This window comes from Klebsiella sp. RCJ4, assembly GCF_009025755.1.
GTDB lineage: Bacteria > Pseudomonadota > Gammaproteobacteria > Enterobacterales > Enterobacteriaceae > Klebsiella > Klebsiella michiganensis.
In genome coordinates this window covers 275,370-292,384 of sequence record NZ_WCIN01000037.1, presented here as the reverse complement: position 1 = coordinate 292,384, position 17,015 = coordinate 275,370, and the positions used below count along the sequence as shown (strand labels likewise).

13 protein-coding genes are annotated in these 17,015 nt (G+C 54.4%); 8 read left to right on the top strand and 5 right to left on the bottom strand.

Annotated elements, in window-relative coordinates; all coding sequences use genetic code 11:
• The first annotated feature begins 44 nt into the window (after positions 1-44).
• The 5 genes from alr to F8562_RS14865 all read left to right on the top strand — a co-directional run bounded on the left by alr (position 45) and on the right by F8562_RS14865 (position 4,378).
• Positions 45-1,124 (top strand): alanine racemase, encoded by a 1,080-nt coding sequence (alr, locus tag F8562_RS14885; RefSeq protein ID WP_014837135.1) that lies wholly within the window; start codon positions 45-47, stop codon positions 1,122-1,124.
• A 237-nt stretch (positions 1,125-1,361) separates the two neighbouring features.
• On the top strand, positions 1,362-2,555 hold the full coding sequence (tyrB, locus tag F8562_RS14880; protein ID WP_094909392.1) for an aromatic amino acid transaminase: 1,194 nt from the start codon (positions 1,362-1,364) through the stop codon (positions 2,553-2,555).
• 194 nt (positions 2,556-2,749) lie between these two features.
• A complete protein-coding gene (gene aphA / locus F8562_RS14875) occupies positions 2,750-3,463 on the top strand; it encodes an acid phosphatase AphA (RefSeq protein WP_004097791.1) in 714 nt (237 codons plus the stop codon).
• 142 nt (positions 3,464-3,605) lie between these two features.
• Positions 3,606-4,022 carry a secondary thiamine-phosphate synthase enzyme YjbQ gene (locus F8562_RS14870; RefSeq protein WP_004097792.1) on the top strand — a complete coding sequence of 139 codons (417 nt, stop codon included), beginning with the start codon at positions 3,606-3,608 and terminating at the stop codon, positions 4,020-4,022.
• A gap of 2 nt (positions 4,023-4,024) precedes the next feature.
• Positions 4,025-4,378, top strand: a complete 354-nt coding sequence (locus tag F8562_RS14865) for an MmcQ/YjbR family DNA-binding protein (RefSeq protein ID WP_004097793.1) — start codon at positions 4,025-4,027, stop codon at positions 4,376-4,378.
• Between the two features lie 2 nt (positions 4,379-4,380).
• On the opposite strand, the gene F8562_RS14860 is transcribed toward F8562_RS14865, so the two are convergent.
• The 3 genes from F8562_RS14860 to uvrA all read right to left on the bottom strand — a co-directional run bounded on the left by F8562_RS14860 (position 4,381) and on the right by uvrA (position 8,069).
• Positions 4,381-4,698, bottom strand: coding sequence for a hypothetical protein (locus F8562_RS14860; protein WP_004097794.1), 318 nt, complete (start codon positions 4,696-4,698; stop codon positions 4,381-4,383).
• A 2-nt stretch (positions 4,699-4,700) separates the two neighbouring features.
• The gene (locus tag F8562_RS14855) at positions 4,701-5,111 is read right to left on the bottom strand and encodes a hypothetical protein (RefSeq protein WP_014837137.1); all 411 of its coding nucleotides are present in this window, start codon (positions 5,109-5,111) and stop codon (positions 4,701-4,703) included.
• Between the two features lie 132 nt (positions 5,112-5,243).
• On the bottom strand, positions 5,244-8,069 hold the full coding sequence (gene uvrA / locus F8562_RS14850; RefSeq protein ID WP_004097797.1) for an excinuclease ABC subunit UvrA: 2,826 nt from the start codon (positions 8,067-8,069) through the stop codon (positions 5,244-5,246).
• Between the two features lie 246 nt (positions 8,070-8,315).
• Here uvrA and ssb1 point away from each other — a divergent pair, with 246 nt between their 5' ends.
• Positions 8,316-8,843: a single-stranded DNA-binding protein SSB1 gene (gene ssb1 / locus F8562_RS14845; RefSeq protein WP_004097799.1), complete on the top strand. Its 528-nt coding sequence runs from the start codon at positions 8,316-8,318 to the stop codon at positions 8,841-8,843.
• 86 nt (positions 8,844-8,929) lie between these two features.
• On the opposite strand, the gene F8562_RS14840 is transcribed toward ssb1, so the two are convergent.
• Positions 8,930-10,525, bottom strand: coding sequence for a lytic transglycosylase F (locus F8562_RS14840; protein ID WP_094909393.1), 1,596 nt, complete (start codon positions 10,523-10,525; stop codon positions 8,930-8,932).
• Between the two features lie 595 nt (positions 10,526-11,120).
• On the opposite strand from F8562_RS14840, the gene F8562_RS14835 reads away from it, so the two are divergent.
• Complete coding sequence (locus tag F8562_RS14835) at positions 11,121-13,382, top strand: TonB-dependent siderophore receptor (RefSeq protein WP_014837139.1); 2,262 nt, start codon at positions 11,121-11,123, stop codon at positions 13,380-13,382.
• Positions 13,383-13,651: 269 nt separating this feature from the next.
• Here the strand turns inward: F8562_RS14835 and F8562_RS14830 are convergent, their stop codons facing one another.
• A complete protein-coding gene (locus tag F8562_RS14830) occupies positions 13,652-14,002 on the bottom strand; it encodes a helix-turn-helix transcriptional regulator (RefSeq protein ID WP_014227551.1) in 351 nt (116 codons plus the stop codon).
• 445 nt (positions 14,003-14,447) lie between these two features.
• Here F8562_RS14830 and bamA point away from each other — a divergent pair, with 445 nt between their 5' ends.
• Positions 14,448-16,871, top strand: coding sequence for an outer membrane protein assembly factor BamA (gene bamA / locus F8562_RS14825; RefSeq protein ID WP_094909394.1), 2,424 nt, complete (start codon positions 14,448-14,450; stop codon positions 16,869-16,871).
• Positions 16,872-17,015: the final 144 nt, after the last annotated feature.

Below are 17,015 nucleotides of genomic sequence, written 5' to 3'. Positions count from 1 at the left end.
TGCAACACGAAGGATTTAGGAGATTCTTTTATTAAGGAATTCAAATGCAAGCGGCAACTGTAGTCATTAACCGCCGCGCTCTGCGACACAACCTGCAACGTCTGCGTGAACTGGCGCCCGCCAGCAAACTGGTTGCGGTGGTGAAAGCGAACGCCTACGGACACGGTCTTCTTGAGACCGCGCGAACGCTCCCGGACGCCGATGCTTTTGGCGTCGCCCGTCTTGAAGAAGCCCTGCGCCTGCGCGCGGGCGGTATCCCCCAGCCGATCCTGCTGCTGGAGGGATTCTTTGAGGCCGCCGACCTGCCGGTGATCTCCGCCCAGCGCCTGCACACGGCGGTACACAGCCCGGAGCAGCTGGCTGCGCTGGAGGAAGCGGATTTACCCGAGCCGGTAACCGTATGGATGAAGCTGGACACCGGGATGCATCGATTAGGCGTTCTGCCCGAACAGGCCGAAGCCTTTTATCAGCGCCTGAGCCAGTGTAAAAACGTCCGCCAGCCGGTCAATATCGTGAGCCATTTTGCCCGTGCGGATGAGCCTGAGTGCGGCGCGACCGAACGTCAGCTGGATATCTTTACCACCTTCACGGAAGGGAAGCCGGGGCTGCGCTCAATCGCTGCATCCGGCGGTATATTGCTATGGCCGCAGTCGCACTTCGACTGGGCGCGTCCGGGGATTATTCTCTACGGCGTATCGCCGCTCGACGGTGGATCCACCGGCGCGGATTTTGGCTGCCAGCCGGTGATGTCTCTGACCTCCAGCCTGATCGCGGTCCGCGAGCATAAAGCCGGCGAGCCGGTGGGCTACGGCGGAACCTGGATCAGCGAGCGTGATACGCGTTTAGGCGTTGTGGCGATGGGCTACGGTGACGGCTATCCGCGCGCCGCGCCGTCCGGCACGCCGGTACTGGTTAACGGCCGGGAAGTGCCGATTGTCGGACGCGTGGCGATGGATATGATTTGCGTCGATCTCGGGCCTGAAGCACAGGACCACGCTGGCGACGCGGTCGTGCTGTGGGGCGAAGGCCTCCCCGTCGAGCGAATTGCCGAAATTACAAAAGTAAGTGCTTACGAACTTATTACGCGCCTGACTTCACGGGTATCCATGAAGTACGTGGATTGATTTCAGCCAGCGCGCTTTCCCCCGGTGGCGGCTGACGCCTCACCGGGGCTACGGGTTCGCTACCGGCTACGGCCGGTAGCCCGGATAAGGCGGTTTAAGCCGCCCTCCGGGATGGGCGTTCACGTTGTCGCGTCAAATCCAGCCCGTTCTGTTTTATCCGCCAACATCCCCTCGACCTTCTTTCACATCCAGTTTATTGTGTTATAACGAGCCCATGTAAACCTGGAGAAACATCGCGTGTTTCAGAAAGTTGACGCCTACGCTGGCGACCCCATTCTCTCCCTGATGGAGCGTTTTAAAGACGATCCGCGTAGTGACAAAGTAAATCTCAGCATCGGTCTTTATTACAACGAAGACGGCATCATTCCGCAGCTGAAGGCGGTTGCCGAAGCGGAAGCACGTCTTAACGCCCAGCCGCACGGCGCCTCAATCTATTTACCGATGGAAGGGCTGAACACCTATCGCCACGCGATTGCGTCGCTGCTGTTCGGGGCCGATCATCCGGTACTGGCGCAGCATCGCGTAGCCTCTATTCAGACGCTGGGCGGCTCCGGAGCGCTGAAAGTCGGCGCAGACTTCCTGAAACGCTACTTCCCAGGCTCGCGCGTATGGGTCAGCGACCCGACGTGGGAAAACCACATCGCTATATTTGAAGGGGCTGGATTCGAAGTAAGTACTTACCCTTGGTTTGATGATAAAACCAATGGCGTGCGTTTCGCGGCTTTCCTTGAAAAACTCAATACGCTACCGGAACGCGATATCGTGCTGCTGCATCCCTGCTGCCATAACCCAACGGGAGCCGATCTTACCAACGCTCAGTGGGATCAAGTAGTTGAGGTGCTGAAAGCGCGTAATTTGATTCCTTTCCTCGACATCGCCTATCAGGGCTTTGGCGCCGGCATGGAAGAGGATGCCAAAGCTATCCGCGCCATAGCGAACGCCGGGATGCCCATGCTGGTCAGCAACTCGTTCTCGAAAATCTTCTCCCTGTACGGTGAGCGCGTTGGCGGGCTGTCGATCGTCTGTGAAGATACTGAAACCGCGGGGCGCGTACTGGGGCAATTAAAAGCGACCGTGCGTCGCAACTACTCCAGCCCGCCGAACTTTGGCGCGCAGGTGGTTGCGGCGGTGTTGGGCGACAGCGCGCTGAAAGCCTCATGGCTGGCGGAAGTGGAAGGAATGCGCACCCGTATTCTGGCCATGCGTCAGGAGCTGGTTGATGTGCTGAAAGAGACGGTTCCGGGCGGTGATTTTGACTATCTGCTCAAGCAGCGCGGTATGTTTAGCTATACCGGTTTCAGCGCGGCCCAGGTTGACCGCCTGCGCGATGAGTTTGGCGTCTACCTGATTGCCAGCGGCCGCATGTGCGTCGCGGGGCTGAATGCAGGAAACGTGCGCCGCGTAGCTCAGGCGTTTGCTGCGGTAATATAAGTTCTTCCTGACCTTTTGCCCGCGCCAAATCATGACGCGGGCAATTCGCTTCCCGAAGTGTGATCATTCTATTTTTATATGACATCAGAGCAGAAAAACCTTCCTATCCGCCTTCGCGGGGGGTAAGGTCTGGGTGCATTAATAAGCGTACACATTATTGAAAATTATAACGATTCGATTATTTAGGGAAAAATATGCGCAAGATCACTCTGGCCTTTGGGGCCGTCTGCTTACTGTTCACGCTAAATAGCTCCGTCGTTGCTCGCGCCTCCACACCGCAGCCGCTGTGGACGGGCACCAATATGGCGAAACTCGCCGAACAGGCGCCGATCCATTGGGTTTCCGTCGCCCAGATTGAAAATAGCCTGTTGGGACGCCAGCCGATGGCCGTCGGTTTTGATATTGATGATACCGTCCTGTTCTCCAGCCCGGGCTTCTGGCGCGGGCAGAAAACCTATTCCCCCGGCAGCGATGATTACCTGAAAAATCCGGAGTTCTGGGAAAAAATGAACAACGGCTGGGATGAATTCAGCATGCCGAAAGAGGTGGCGCGCCAGCTGATTGCGATGCACGTAAAGCGCGGCGATAGCATCTATTTCGTTACCGGCCGTAGCCAGACCAAAACCGAAACGGTATCAAAAACCCTGCAGGATGATTTTCTCATCCCGGCGGCGAATATGAACCCGGTTATTTTTGCCGGCGATAAACCTGGCCAGAACACCAAAACGCAGTGGCTGCAGGAGAAAGGGATCAAAGTTTTCTACGGCGATTCGGATAACGATATCTCCGCCGCCCGCGAGGTTGGCGCGCGCGGGATCCGTATCTTGCGGGCCTCAAACTCTTCCTATAAGCCGCTGCCGATGGCGGGCGCTCAGGGTGAAGAGGTCATTGTGAATTCAGAATATTAAGCTGCCCGCCGGCTTAATCATGAATTGCTAAAACGGCAGCCGGCACGCTGCCGTTTTTTTGTGCAAAATAGCGTGCCAAAGGTTTTACCTTTTCGCTTATTGCTGCACACTTAGGAAGGTTCATTAGTAAAAGGAGTAGTTTATGTGGCATCAGCAAACCCTGACGTTAGGCCCGAAAGCACGGGGCTTCCATCTGGTCACTGATGAAATTCTCGGGCAAATCCGCGAAATATCGCGGGTGAAAACTGGCCTGCTGCATTTGCTGCTCCAGCATACATCTGCTTCCCTGACGCTAAACGAAAACTGCGATCCGACCGTTCGCTTCGATATGGAGCAGCATTTTCTGCACGCCGTACCGGATAACGCACCGTATGAACACGATTATGAAGGTCCTGATGACATGCCCTCGCACATTAAGTCGTCGATGCTGGGCGTATCGCTGATGCTGCCCGTACGGGATGGCAGCGTCAGGCTGGGGACCTGGCAGGGGATCTGGCTCGGGGAGCATCGTATTCATGGCGGATCGCGCCATATCATCGCGACGCTGATGGGGGAATAAAAATGACAATTTCGGATTTATTGCAGTACTGCATGGCAAAGCCGGGCGCCGAACAAAGCGTACATAGCGACTGGAAAGCGACGCAGATCAAAGCGGCGGACGTCCTGTTTGCGATGGTAAAAGAGGTTGAGGACAACCGGCCTGCGGTATCGTTAAAGACCAGCCCTGAGCTTGCGGAACTGTTGAGGCAGCAGCATCGCGATGTTCGCCCCAGCAAACATCTCAATAAAGCCCACTGGAGTACGGTGTTTCTTGACGGCTCCTTGCCTGATTCACAAATTTATTATCTGGTGGATGCTTCCTACCAGCAGGCGCTTGATTCGCTTTCCGAGGCTAAGCGTAAGCTGTTGCCATAGCGCTAAATTCTGCCCAGCAGCGCCAGCAGGGTCACATCAAACAGACGAAGCAGCGTGGACTGCAGATGCGCCTGCATGGCGATCTGTTCGTTGTTAGCGCGAATGCTGGCAATATCGCGCTGCCCTTGCAGGAGCAGAATGAGGTCGTCCTGACTTAACCAGCCGCGCGCTTTCTCCTGTAACGCCTGAAGCGTGAGCATTCCGGCGTCGCGAATGTCGCTGTCTTCATCATTTACAATCGCATGCATAAGCTGCAACCACTCTGCCGTATTCACGCCGGCGCCGGCCAGCTGGGCGCTTAACTCTTCTATGGTGGACATGCTTATCTCCCTGAACGCTGTTGTTCGCCGTTGATGGCCTGCTGGTAAAGTTTTTCCGTCTGTTGCGCCAGAATTCCGGCCTCGAAAGGCGTCAGCGCTCTCTCCTGGGGGACGACGCGCCGGTACAGCCGCTGATAATTTTTCTCCAGCACGTGAAGATTACTCTGCCGTAGCGCGTCGCTATCGCTTAACGCCAGGCTGAATAGCGGGCGAATCTGGCGATCCTCGTAACTGAGCAAGCGTTGGTCGAGTGGCGCTGCCGCCGCGTCGCTGATGAACTGCAGATGAAGCTGTTCAAGCATCAGCAACTGCTGATGAGCCGTGCTGCTGTAGCCGTCTATCCAGCTGCAGGCGGTCAGCGCGAATAACGCCGCGACGAGCGTAAATCGATAAAGTCCGTGCTTTAAGTACATGATGCATCCTGCAATTTTTGGCGGTGGTGCTATCTGATGACAGATGCCGTCCGGCCGCAAATCACAAAATATCAGCGGGAGAAAATGAGAGGAAATGAGGCCTCTTCCCGGGACGGGAAGAGGCAGATGAGATTATTTCAGCATGGGCTTGAGGAAGCGAGCCGTATAGGAGGCCTCGCACTCGGCGACCGTTTCCGGCGTACCGGAAACGAGGATCTCTCCGCCGCCGCTTCCGCCTTCCGGCCCAAGGTCAACGATCCAGTCAGCCGTCTTGATGACATCCAGGTTGTGCTCAATCACCACGATGGTATTCCCCTGGTCGCGCAGCTGGTGCAGAACCTCCAGCAGCTGCTGAATATCGGCAAAGTGCAGACCGGTGGTCGGTTCATCAAGGATATACAGCGTTTGCCCGGTACCGCGTTTGGACAGCTCCCGCGCCAGCTTGACGCGCTGGGCCTCGCCGCCGGAGAGCGTGGTAGCCGACTGACCAAGGCGAATATAGGTCAGACCGACGTCCATCAGCGTTTGCAGCTTACGCGCCAGCGCCGGAACCGCATCGAAGAACTCACGCGCTTCTTCAATGGTCATATCCAGCACTTCATGGATCGTTTTGCCTTTGTACTTAATCTCCAGCGTTTCGCGGTTATAGCGTTTGCCTTTGCACTGGTCGCACGGTACGTAGATATCCGGCAGGAAGTGCATCTCGACTTTGATCACGCCATCGCCCTGGCAGGCTTCACAGCGACCGCCGCGCACGTTAAAACTGAATCGGCCGGGCGTGTAGCCACGCGAACGTGATTCAGGTACGCCGGCAAACAGTTCACGGACCGGCGTAAAGACGCCGGTGTAAGTTGCGGGGTTAGAACGCGGCGTACGGCCGATGGGGCTCTGGTCGATATCGATCACTTTGTCGAAATGTTCCAGCCCCTGCACGTCGCGGTAAGGTGCCGGTTCCGCGATGGTGGCGCCGTTGAGCTGACGCTGGGCAATCGGGAACAGCGTGTCGTTGATCAGCGTGGATTTACCCGACCCGGAAACGCCGGTGATACAGGTGAAGAGGCCCACCGGCAGCGTCAGTGTCACGTCTTTCAGGTTGTTGCCGCGCGCGCCGGACAGCTTCAGCACTTTCTCCGGATTGGCGGGTACGCGCTGTTTCGGCACTTCGATTTTACGCTTGCCGCTCATGAACTGGCCGGTCAGCGATTCCGGCACCGCCATAATATCTTCCAGCTTGCCTTCAGCCACGACCTGACCGCCGTGTACCCCAGCCCCCGGACCGATATCGATAACGTGGTCGGCGGCGCGAATGGCGTCTTCATCGTGCTCAACGACAATCACGGTGTTGCCGAGGTTTCGCAGGTGGATCAGCGTGCCCAGCAGGCGTTCGTTATCGCGCTGGTGCAGGCCGATAGAGGGCTCATCCAGTACGTACATGACGCCGACCAGGCCTGCGCCGATCTGGCTGGCGAGGCGGATACGCTGCGCTTCGCCGCCGGAAAGGGTTTCCGCCGAACGGGAGAGCGTCAGGTAGTTCAGACCGACGTTGACGAGGAATTTCAGGCGATCGCCAATCTCTTTCAGTACTTTTTCAGCAATTTGCGCACGCTGGCCGGAGAGCTTCAGGTTGTTGAAGAAGTCCATCGCGTGGCCGATGCTCATATCCGAGATGGTCGGCAGCGGGGTATTCTCCACAAACACGTGCCGCGCTTCGCGCTTCAGGCGGGTCCCTTCACAGCTGGTGCAGGGACGGTTGCTGATGAATTTCGCTAACTCTTCACGTACTGCGCTGGATTCCGTCTCTTTATAACGGCGCTCCATATTATGCAGCACGCCTTCGAACGGATGGCGGCGCACCGAGGTGTCGCCGCGATCGTTCATATATTTGAATTCAATATTCTCTTTGCCTGAGCCATACAGGACCACTTTTTGTACGCTGCTATTCAGCGTGCCCCAGGGGGCTTCAACATCGAATTCATAGTGTTCCGCCAGCGACTTCAGCATCTGAAAGTAGTAAAAATTGCGCCGATCCCAGCCGCGAATCGCCCCGCCAGCCAGCGACAGCTCTGGGTTCTGAATGACGCGTTCCGGATCGAAATACTGCTGGACGCCGAGACCATCGCAGGTCGGGCAAGCGCCAGCCGGGTTGTTGAAGGAGAACAGGCGCGGTTCCAGTTCGCGCATGCTGTAGCCGCAAATCGGGCAGGCGAAGTTGGCGGAAAATAGCAGTTCTTCGGCTTTCGGATCGTCCATATTGGCGACGATGGCGGTACCGCCCGACAGCTCCAGCGCGGTTTCAAAAGACTCGGCCAGGCGCGTGCTGAGATCGTCGCGCACCTTAAAGCGGTCAATCACCACTTCAATGGTGTGTTTCTTCTGCAGCTCCAGCTTCGGCGGATCGGAGAGATCGCAGACCTCGCCGTCGATCCTCGCGCGGATGTAGCCCTGCCCGGCGAGATTTTCCAGCGTTTTGTTATGCTCGCCTTTGCGCTCTTTAATGATCGGCGCCAGCAGCATCAGGCGCTGGCCTTCTGGCTGGGAGAGCACGTTATCGACCATCTGGCTCACGGTTTGCGCCGCCAGCGGAACGTCGTGATCCGGGCAGCGCGGCTCGCCGACGCGCGCGTACAGCAGACGCAGGTAGTCGTGAATTTCGGTAATGGTGCCTACCGTTGAACGGGGGTTGTGGGACGTTGATTTCTGTTCAATGGAAATCGCCGGCGACAGCCCTTCAATATGGTCGACGTCGGGCTTCTCCATCAGCGACAGGAACTGCCGCGCGTAGGCGGAGAGCGACTCAACGTAGCGACGCTGCCCTTCGGCATACAACGTGTCGAAAGCCAGTGAGGATTTGCCTGAACCCGAAAGCCCGGTGACGACAATGAGTTTGTCGCGCGGGATGACGAGGTTGATATTTTTGAGATTGTGGGTGCGGGCGCCCCGAACTTCGATCTTATCCATTCACCTTTCCCGGTAGATACGCGGATTGCCTGGTTTGTTAGAAGGACAAACGGCAGAAACGGCTAATTATGACACAATTTAACCTGTTTGAATATACAGTATTGGAATGCATTTTCCGGTGGGATGTGTAAAAATGTCGCACCGCGAGAGTTATCTGGAACCTACTTCCCAGCTATCAACATAGTACCTGGAAATGGTACACTCGCGCGTTTACACTATTAAGAAACGCATTCAGGAGACACAAACATGGCCAGCAGAGGCGTAAACAAGGTGATTCTCGTCGGTAATCTGGGCCAGGACCCGGAAGTACGCTACATGCCGAGTGGTGGCGCAGTTGCCAACATTACGCTGGCTACTTCCGAATCCTGGCGTGATAAAGCGACCGGTGAGATGAAAGAGCAGACCGAATGGCACCGCGTTGTGCTGTTCGGCAAACTGGCGGAAGTGGCCGGCGAGTATCTGCGTAAAGGTTCTCAAGTCTATATTGAAGGCCAGCTGCGTACCCGTAAATGGACTGACCAATCCGGTCAGGAAAAATACACTACCGAGGTTGTCGTTAACGTTGGCGGCACGATGCAAATGCTCGGCGGTCGTCAGCAGGGCGCGGGCGCCCCGGCAGGCGGTGGTCAGCAGCAGGGCGGTTGGGGCCAGCCTCAGCAGCCGCAGGGCGGAAACCAGTTCAGCGGCGGCGCGCAGTCTCGTCCGCAGCAGCAGGCGCCGGCAGCCCCTTCCAATGAGCCGCCGATGGACTTTGATGACGATATTCCGTTCTAACGAAGCGTTAGCGTCGTAAAGTTATCTCTGAAAAAGCCCCTGTTCGGGGCTTTTTCTATTTTGTCACCCAAGCCATCTGCGCTATTTCACTGCGTGGCAGGCGTGGCAGGCGTGGCAGGCGTGGCAGGCGTGGCAGGCGTGGCAGGTGTGGCTGGCATCCCCACTGTCGGCACGACCTGATTTTTGGAGGCCGTTGTCGCCTGCTGTTTACGCGCCATTTCATCCACGATCAGCCGGTAAGCGATGTAATACTTATAGATATTGCTGACATAGCTTACGGTCTCGGAGCCGATCTTCTCGGCGGCCAGGTACTCCACGTTGCCAAACCAGACGTTCGGATCAAAACCGCGCTTTTTGGTATCCGCCCGCAGCCGGGCGATGCGCGCGGGACCCGCGTTATAAGAAGCGAATGAGAACAGCGCCTTATCAAGCTGGGTCATCGGTTCATCGCCATAGTAGCGGTCTATCATCCAGCGCATATATTTCACCCCGGCATGAATATTGGGGTCGAGCTGCTTAATATCACCGACCTTCAGCTCCTTGCCGGTGCTCGGCATTACCTGCATAACGCCAATTGCGCCGACGTGGCTACGCACCGACTGATTTAGCCGCGATTCCTGATAGCCCTGCGCGGCCATCAGCAGCCAGTCAACATCGTAGCGATCGCCATATTTGCGGAAGATCTCCACCATGGTCAGAAATTTACGCCGCTCTTTTTGCGCCGCCGCGTTTTTAACGTATCTGGCATCCTTCAGGTAGCGCAGCAGAATCGTATTACCCAGCTTGCTGCCCTGACGATTCTTGTTGATGAATTCATTAAGCAAGGCCAGCAGCTGCGGGCTATTGTTGCGTACGGCCCAGCCGATATTGCCTTCGTTGCGCAGAATGATGTTCTGATGAACCTGAATGTTGGGGAAGACCTGTTTCCAGAACAGAGCCTTGTGGCGGTCGACGACGGTCAATGGAATCAGGCCCGCGTTAAGCATCTCTATTAGATCTTCATCCTCCAGCGCTTCGGGCGCCGGTTCGATAGTGATGGGGGGCAGTGATTGCTGGGCAAAGCGCGCGTTGAGCGCGACCAGGCTCTCGTAATAGCTCGATGAGGTACGCACAAAGACCGTTTTGCCGGAAAGCTGCTGCAGATTTTCCACTTTGGGCGAGCCGGGGCCGGAAAGAAGCAGCTCCTGAACGTGAGAGTAGATTGGCGCGGTAAAGGTCATCTCCTGCTGGCGAGCGGGGGTAATCGTCAGGTTAGCGGCGATAATATCCCCCTTACCGGCGTTAAGCGCGCTGATGAGCTGGTCGCGGGCAATCGGAACAAAGATGATACGGACCTTAAGATGACGATGTTTGAGCTTTTTCTCCTTCATCAGGCTTTGATTGAGGCTTCGCTCAAACTCCATAAAAATATCGTGCGTAGCGCCGCGCTGCGTCCCTTTGTTAATAAAGAAAAAGGTTTTGCTGAAGGTGGTTAATACGCGAATGGTTCGCCGGTCGAGCATACCCGGTAAATCTCCCTTCCATGGCTGCAGCATATCGTCAACGTTGACTTCCAGGGCCTCGCGCTCCTCGGGTTCTGACAGTTTATTCTCTGTGGCGGCGTAAACGGATGTGAAGCATAGCAGGGCGGCAAGGCATGCAAGTCCGCCGACAAGGTATCGATAGAACGACGACGTATTCATGGCGCGGTGCTCCGCAGGAGGATTTCCTTATTTTAGTCAATTTCTGGCCGTTAGCATGCCCGGCGATCGAGAATGTCGGCCGGTTAATCAGCTATTTTATTAATTAACAGGCTCAGTATTTATAGTGGAATAATAAACAAATAGATATCGGTAATTATGGAGAGAATATGCTCAGATTGTGTTTTTTTAGTGTGGATATATTTTGATTATTTAAAGTACAAATAAGGGATAAACGTAAATAATTATTTCATCTTTTTGTTTTTATTGAGTTATTTAAAATTATTGCTGTGATGTATAATTATCCACTTGATAATAAATCTCATTTCTAATAACGTTGTGTGGCACAATACTCCTATTACTGCTGTTCGGCGAATGCTATCAAAGAATAGCGCGGTGCGTTTATTTCTTCATTTTTGCCAGAGTAATAAATCTATTTTGGTCGCTCATTATTTATTGCTATCCCTATTTAAACGGGAGGGCCTGGCTACGCTAAAAAAAGAGATGTTACGCCAGGCATGGAAGACATGACCGGTGTTTATCTGGCGGATGAAGAAGGCGTGCCCCGACGGCTAAAAAGAAAAACAGGGCATATTCCATGAAATACGATTCACACTACTCGCTGGCCGTGCTGATCCCGATGGCCATCTGGGGAGGGATGCTGCCGGCGCAGGCCGCTGACAGCAACACGCCAGACGATACGAAGAAATCAGAAACGGCTACGGCAAATGATGACGAAACCATGGTGGTCACCGCGGCGGCGCAGACGCTGCAAGCGCCCGGCGTATCGACCATCACCGCTGAGGAGATCCGTAAACATCCGCCCGCGCGCGATGTCTCCGAGCTGATTCGTACCCAGCCCGGCGTCAACCTCACCGGCAACTCCACCAGCGGCCAGCGCGGTAATAACCGCCAGGTCGATATTCGCGGCATGGGGCCGGAGAACACGCTGATTCTGGTGGATGGTAAACCGGTGACCAGCCGTAATTCCGTGCGCTATGGCTGGCGCGGCGACCGCGATACGCGCGGGGATACCAGCTGGGTACCGGCGGAAATGATCGACCATATCGACGTGATTCGCGGTCCTGCGGCGGCCCGCTACGGTAATGGCGCGATGGGCGGGGTGGTAAATATCGTCACCAAACCGGCCACCAGCGAATGGCATGGATCATGGAATACCTATATGAACGCCCCCCAGCACCGTAAAGAGGGCGCGACGAAGCGGACAAACTTCAGCCTCAACGGCCCGCTATCGGATGAGGTCAGCTTTAATTTATGGGGAAATCTGAGCAAAACGCAGGCCGATGCCCAGGATATTAATTCCGGTCACGAAGCGGCGCGAACCGGTAGCTATGCGGGATCGTATCCGGCTGGACGCGAAGGCGTAGTGAATAAAGATATCCACGGTAAGCTGCGCTGGGAATTTGCGCCGATGCAGGCGCTGGAGTTTGAAACCGGCTACAGCCGCCAGGGCAACCTGTATGCAGGCGATACCCAGAATACCAATACCAGCACGCTGGTGAAAAGTATGTACGGTAAAGAGACCAACCGCCTCTATCGTCAGACTTATGGCGTCACGTGGACCGGCGGCTGGGATAACGGCGTGACCAGCAATACTTACGCGCAGTATGAGCACACCCGTAACTCGCGTATGAACGAGGGGCTGGCGGGGGGAACGGAGGGGATCTTCTCCAGCAGCGAATTCTCCGATATCGACCTGTCGGATGTGCTGCTGCACAGCGAGGTGAATATTCCGTTTACCCTGGGATTCGAGCAGAATCTGACGCTGGGTACCGAGTGGAACCAGCAGCGGATGAAAGATGGCGTATCGACCACCCAGTCGCTCTCTTATGGCTCCATTGACGGTATGTCGGCAACCGGGCGTAGTCCCTATTCCAGCGCCGAGATTTTCTCGCTGTTTACCGAAGATAATATCGCGCTGACCGAGAGCACCATGCTGACGCCGGCTCTGCGCTTCGACCATCACAGCATCGTTGGCAATAACTGGAGCCCATCGCTGAACCTCTCGCAGGGGCTGTCGGATGACTGGACGCTGAAGTTGGGCATCGCCCGCGCCTATAAAGCGCCAAACCTTTATCAGCTCAACCCGAACTATATTCTCTACAGCAACGGCCAGGGCTGCTATGCCAGCAGCTCAGCCTGTTACCTGATGGGGAACAGCGATCTGAAGGCGGAAACCAGCGTTAATAAAGAGATTGGCCTTGAGTATAAGCACAACGGCTATCAGGCGGGGCTGACCTGGTTCCGTAACGACTATCATAACAAGATTGAATCGGGCTACTCGGCGGTGGGAACGGCCAGCAACGGCACGACCAATATTTATCAATGGGAAAACGTACCGAAGGCGCTGGTTGAAGGGCTGGAAGGCTCATTAAACCTGCCGGTAAGCGAAACGGTCAACTGGAGCAACAACCTGACGTGGATGCTGCAGAGTAAGAACAAGACCACCGGCGATCGCCTGTCGGTGATCCCGCAGTTCACCCTTAATTCGACCGTCAGCTGGCAGGTACGCGACGATCTTTCGCTGCAGAGTACTTTCACCTGGTATGGTCGGCAAAAACCTAAGCGCTTCAACTATAAGGGCGAGGCGGTATCCGGCAGCGAGTTGAATGAAGTGAGTCCGTACAGCATCGTCGGGCTCAGCGCGACCTGGGATGTGAATAAAAACCTGAGCCTGACCAGCGGCGTGGATAACCTGTTCGATATTCGCCACTACCGCGCCGGTAACGCGCAGACGACGGGGAATTCGACGACCGGCGCCTATCTGTATGGCGCGGGCGCGGAGACCTATAATGAATCGGGTCGGACGTTTTATGTCAGCGTGAATACGCACTTCTGATTATCTACTCAAACACCCGCCGGGATAGTGAACTATTCCGGCTTTTTATTTTTTATGTCGGGGAAAAAGGCCGGAGATATAAATGATGACAAAATCTCCACGGCTTCTACACAATTAACTCAACTTAGCAGTTTACACTGTTTCCTGTTGATCGGGTCTGCTTGATCCCGGAAACGATTAACGGTGGCATCCTGCCATTTCCATTCTAACGTTGTGTTCCTCTTCCCCCTTCCATTCCCAACCGCAGCAATGCGGAGGAGGGGGATCCCCTATCCGGAGATACACAGGATTTTGCGAAACTGGCCAGGCGTAATCGCATAGTATCTTTTAAAGGTACGGTTAAAGGCGCTGATATCTTCATAGCCCGCCATAATACAAATATCAACGATGCGAAAAGCCGGTTTAACCTTTAATAAATCAAGGGCTAATTGCATCCGCTGTTGGCGAATATAGGCCATTGGCGACATATTAAAATAGTGACGAAACAGGCGAAAAAGATGCCATTCAGAATAGCCGGAAAAGAGGCTCAGCGCCCGCATGGTGAGCCTCTTTTCAAGATTGTTTTTTATCCATTGCACCAGCTCGCTAAGCACTGAACGCTGAATTTCATTTCGTGGCATGATATCTACTCATTTCATTATAATGGCAATCTGGCTGCATAATTTATTCACTATCTCTTCATTTTATCTACGGGGTTATAGGTTAGTTTGTGGCTGTTCCTGGTTTATCCCAGAGAGCATCATTCCTAACAAGATCTTTTTCCCCCTTTCAACCAATGAGAAAGGGGGCTTTTTGTTTTTTTAATTAAAAAACAAAAGATGTTGAATTTTAATGTTGTCAGGAAATGCTTATCTGACTGGGTGGGAGAAGGAAAGTTCAATTAAAAAATAATTTTTTCACCATTCTCATATATCCATTTTTTCTCCATTTTCTCGTCATAATTGCGTGCAATTCTGCGCCTCGTTCAGGTTATTTAAAACGGCGTCAGAATCTGTCTGGCGCAATGAACTGCATTATTCCCAGCAGGTATCTGCTATTGCCAAATATCTTTTAGACGACACCTCCATGCTAAAAAAAACGAGTCTCATCGCCGGTCTATTGATTTCCCCTTTAACGCTTTACGCATCAACCGCCTATACGGTAGATGACATTCGTTTCGAAGGGCTACAGCGCGTTACCGTTGGCGCTGCGCTACTGAGCATGCCTGTTCATACGGGAGAAGAGGTTTCTAACGAGGATATCAGTGATTCGGTCCGCGCCCTGTACGCCAGCGGCAACTTTGAGAACGTGCAGATCCTGTGCGATGGCAGTACGCTGGTGGTACAGGTCACAGAGCGGCCAACCATCGCTAAAATCAGCTTTTCCGGGAATAAATCCGTTAAGGATGATGCCCTCAAGGAGAATCTGGCCGCCAGCGGTATTGAAGAAGGCAGCGCGCTGGATCGCAATGCGCTCACGGAAATAGAAAAGGGGCTCCAGGATTTCTATTACAGCGTCGGGAAATATAGCGCTCAGGTCCATGCAGTCGTCACGCCGCTACCGCGTAATCGCGTTGATTTAACCTTTGTCTTTCAGGAGGGGGTATCGGCAAAAATTGCGCAAATTAATATTATTGGCAACCAGGCCTTTAGCGCAGAAACATTGCTGGACCAGCTGCAGCTTCGCGACAGCGTTCCGTGGTGGAACGTGATTGGCGATAAGAAATACCAAAAGCAAAAGATGGCGGCGGATCTTGAGACCATCCGTAGCTATTATCTCGATCGCGGCTACGCGCGTTTTACCATTAACTCCAGTCAGGTCAGTATTACCCCGGATAAAAAATCGCTGTATATCACGATCAATCTTACCGAAGGCGATCGTTATAACGTGGCCAGTACCGTCGTGACCGGCGACATGGCGCAGCATAACCAGGAAATTGAAGCGCTGGTGAAGCCTTTAGCGGGGAAATGGTACAGCGGCGCGGAAATCACGGCGGCTGAGAACAGCATTAAGACGCTGCTGGGAAAATACGGCTATGCCTGGCCGCAGGTTAATACCGCGCCGGATATTGATGAGACGAAAAAAAGCGTCGTTTTGCATATTAACGTCAATGCCGGACGCCGTTATTCGGTTCGTCAGATTCGCTTTGAGGGTAACGATACTTCCCGCGATGCGGTGCTGCGTCGCGAAATGCGCCAGATGGAAGGCGCGTGGCTGAATGATGAGAAGGTCGAGCAGGGAAAAACGCGGCTGGATCGTACCGGATTTTTTGAAACCGTCGACAAGCAGATCGTTCCGGTAAGCGGTAGCCAGGATCGGGTGGACGTGGTCTATAAGGTGAAGGAGCGCAATACCGGCTCCTTTAACGTTGGTCTGGGCTTTGGTACCGACAGCGGCGTGAGCTACCAGCTCGGCGTCACTCAGGATAACTGGCTGGGGACCGGCAATAGCGTCAGCTTCAACGGCACGCGCAACAGCTACCAGTCCTATATTGAGCTGGGAGCGACGAACCCTTACTTCACCGTGGATGGCGTCAGCCTCGGCGGCAAAATTTTCTACAACAGCTACGACGCCTCGGATGCCGATTCCGGAAGCTACAACCAGCAAAGCTACGGCGTTGGCAGTACGCTGGGATTCCCGATTAGCGAGAATAACGCCCTCAACCTTGGCCTGGACTATGTCCATAACCGCCTGACCAATATGGAGCCGGAGCTCACCACCTGGAGCTATCTTAACTCACGGGGCATCTATCCTGACGTCGTCACCAAAGACGGCGACAGCGGTGCGACCTATAGCGCCAATGACTATTTTGCCAGCGTTGGCTGGAGCTATAACAACCTCGATCGCGGTTTCTTCCCGCGCGCGGGAAATAAAAGCAGCCTGACCGCCAAGGTTACCGTACCCGGTTCGGATAACAGCTATTATAAAGTGACTTTCGATACCACCCAATATATGCCGCTGGCCGAGAGCAAAAGCTGGGTATGGATGGAGCACCTGCGCGCGGGCTATGCCGATGGGCTGAACGGCAAATCGGTGCCGTTTTACGATAACTTTTATGCTGGCGGATCGTCGTCGGTTCGCGGTTTTTCGTCGAATACGATTGGCCCAAAAGCGGCTTATTATCGTTGTAATGGTTCTGAAAGCAGCTACAGCACCTGTCCGCTGGACTCATCATCCGATGCGGTTGGCGGTAACGCGATGGCGGTGCTGAACAGCGAGTTTATTGTGCCGACGCCGTTTGTGAATGACAAATATGCCGACAGCCTGCGAACGTCGCTATTCCTCGACGCCGGTACGGTATGGAGCACCTCCTGGCAAAATACCGGCCAGACGCTGGCGGCCGGGATCCCGGACTATGGCGATCCGTCACATATCCGGATGTCTGCCGGGATTGCGGTGCAGTGGATGTCGCCACTGGGCCCGCTGGTGTTCTCCTGGGCCGAACCCTTTAAAAAATACGATGGTGATAAAGCCGAGCAGTTCCAGTTTAATATTGGTAAAACCTGGTAATCCTGCTGCTTATTATTTGAAGGAGAGCTCGGTTATTTGTGGTAAATGCTAAAAATAGTACCGCAGGCTACCGCTGTGGGTAGCCTGTAATTAATTGTCAGTATATTCTTATTTATGTATATTCCTGCGGGGAACGCTTCTGGC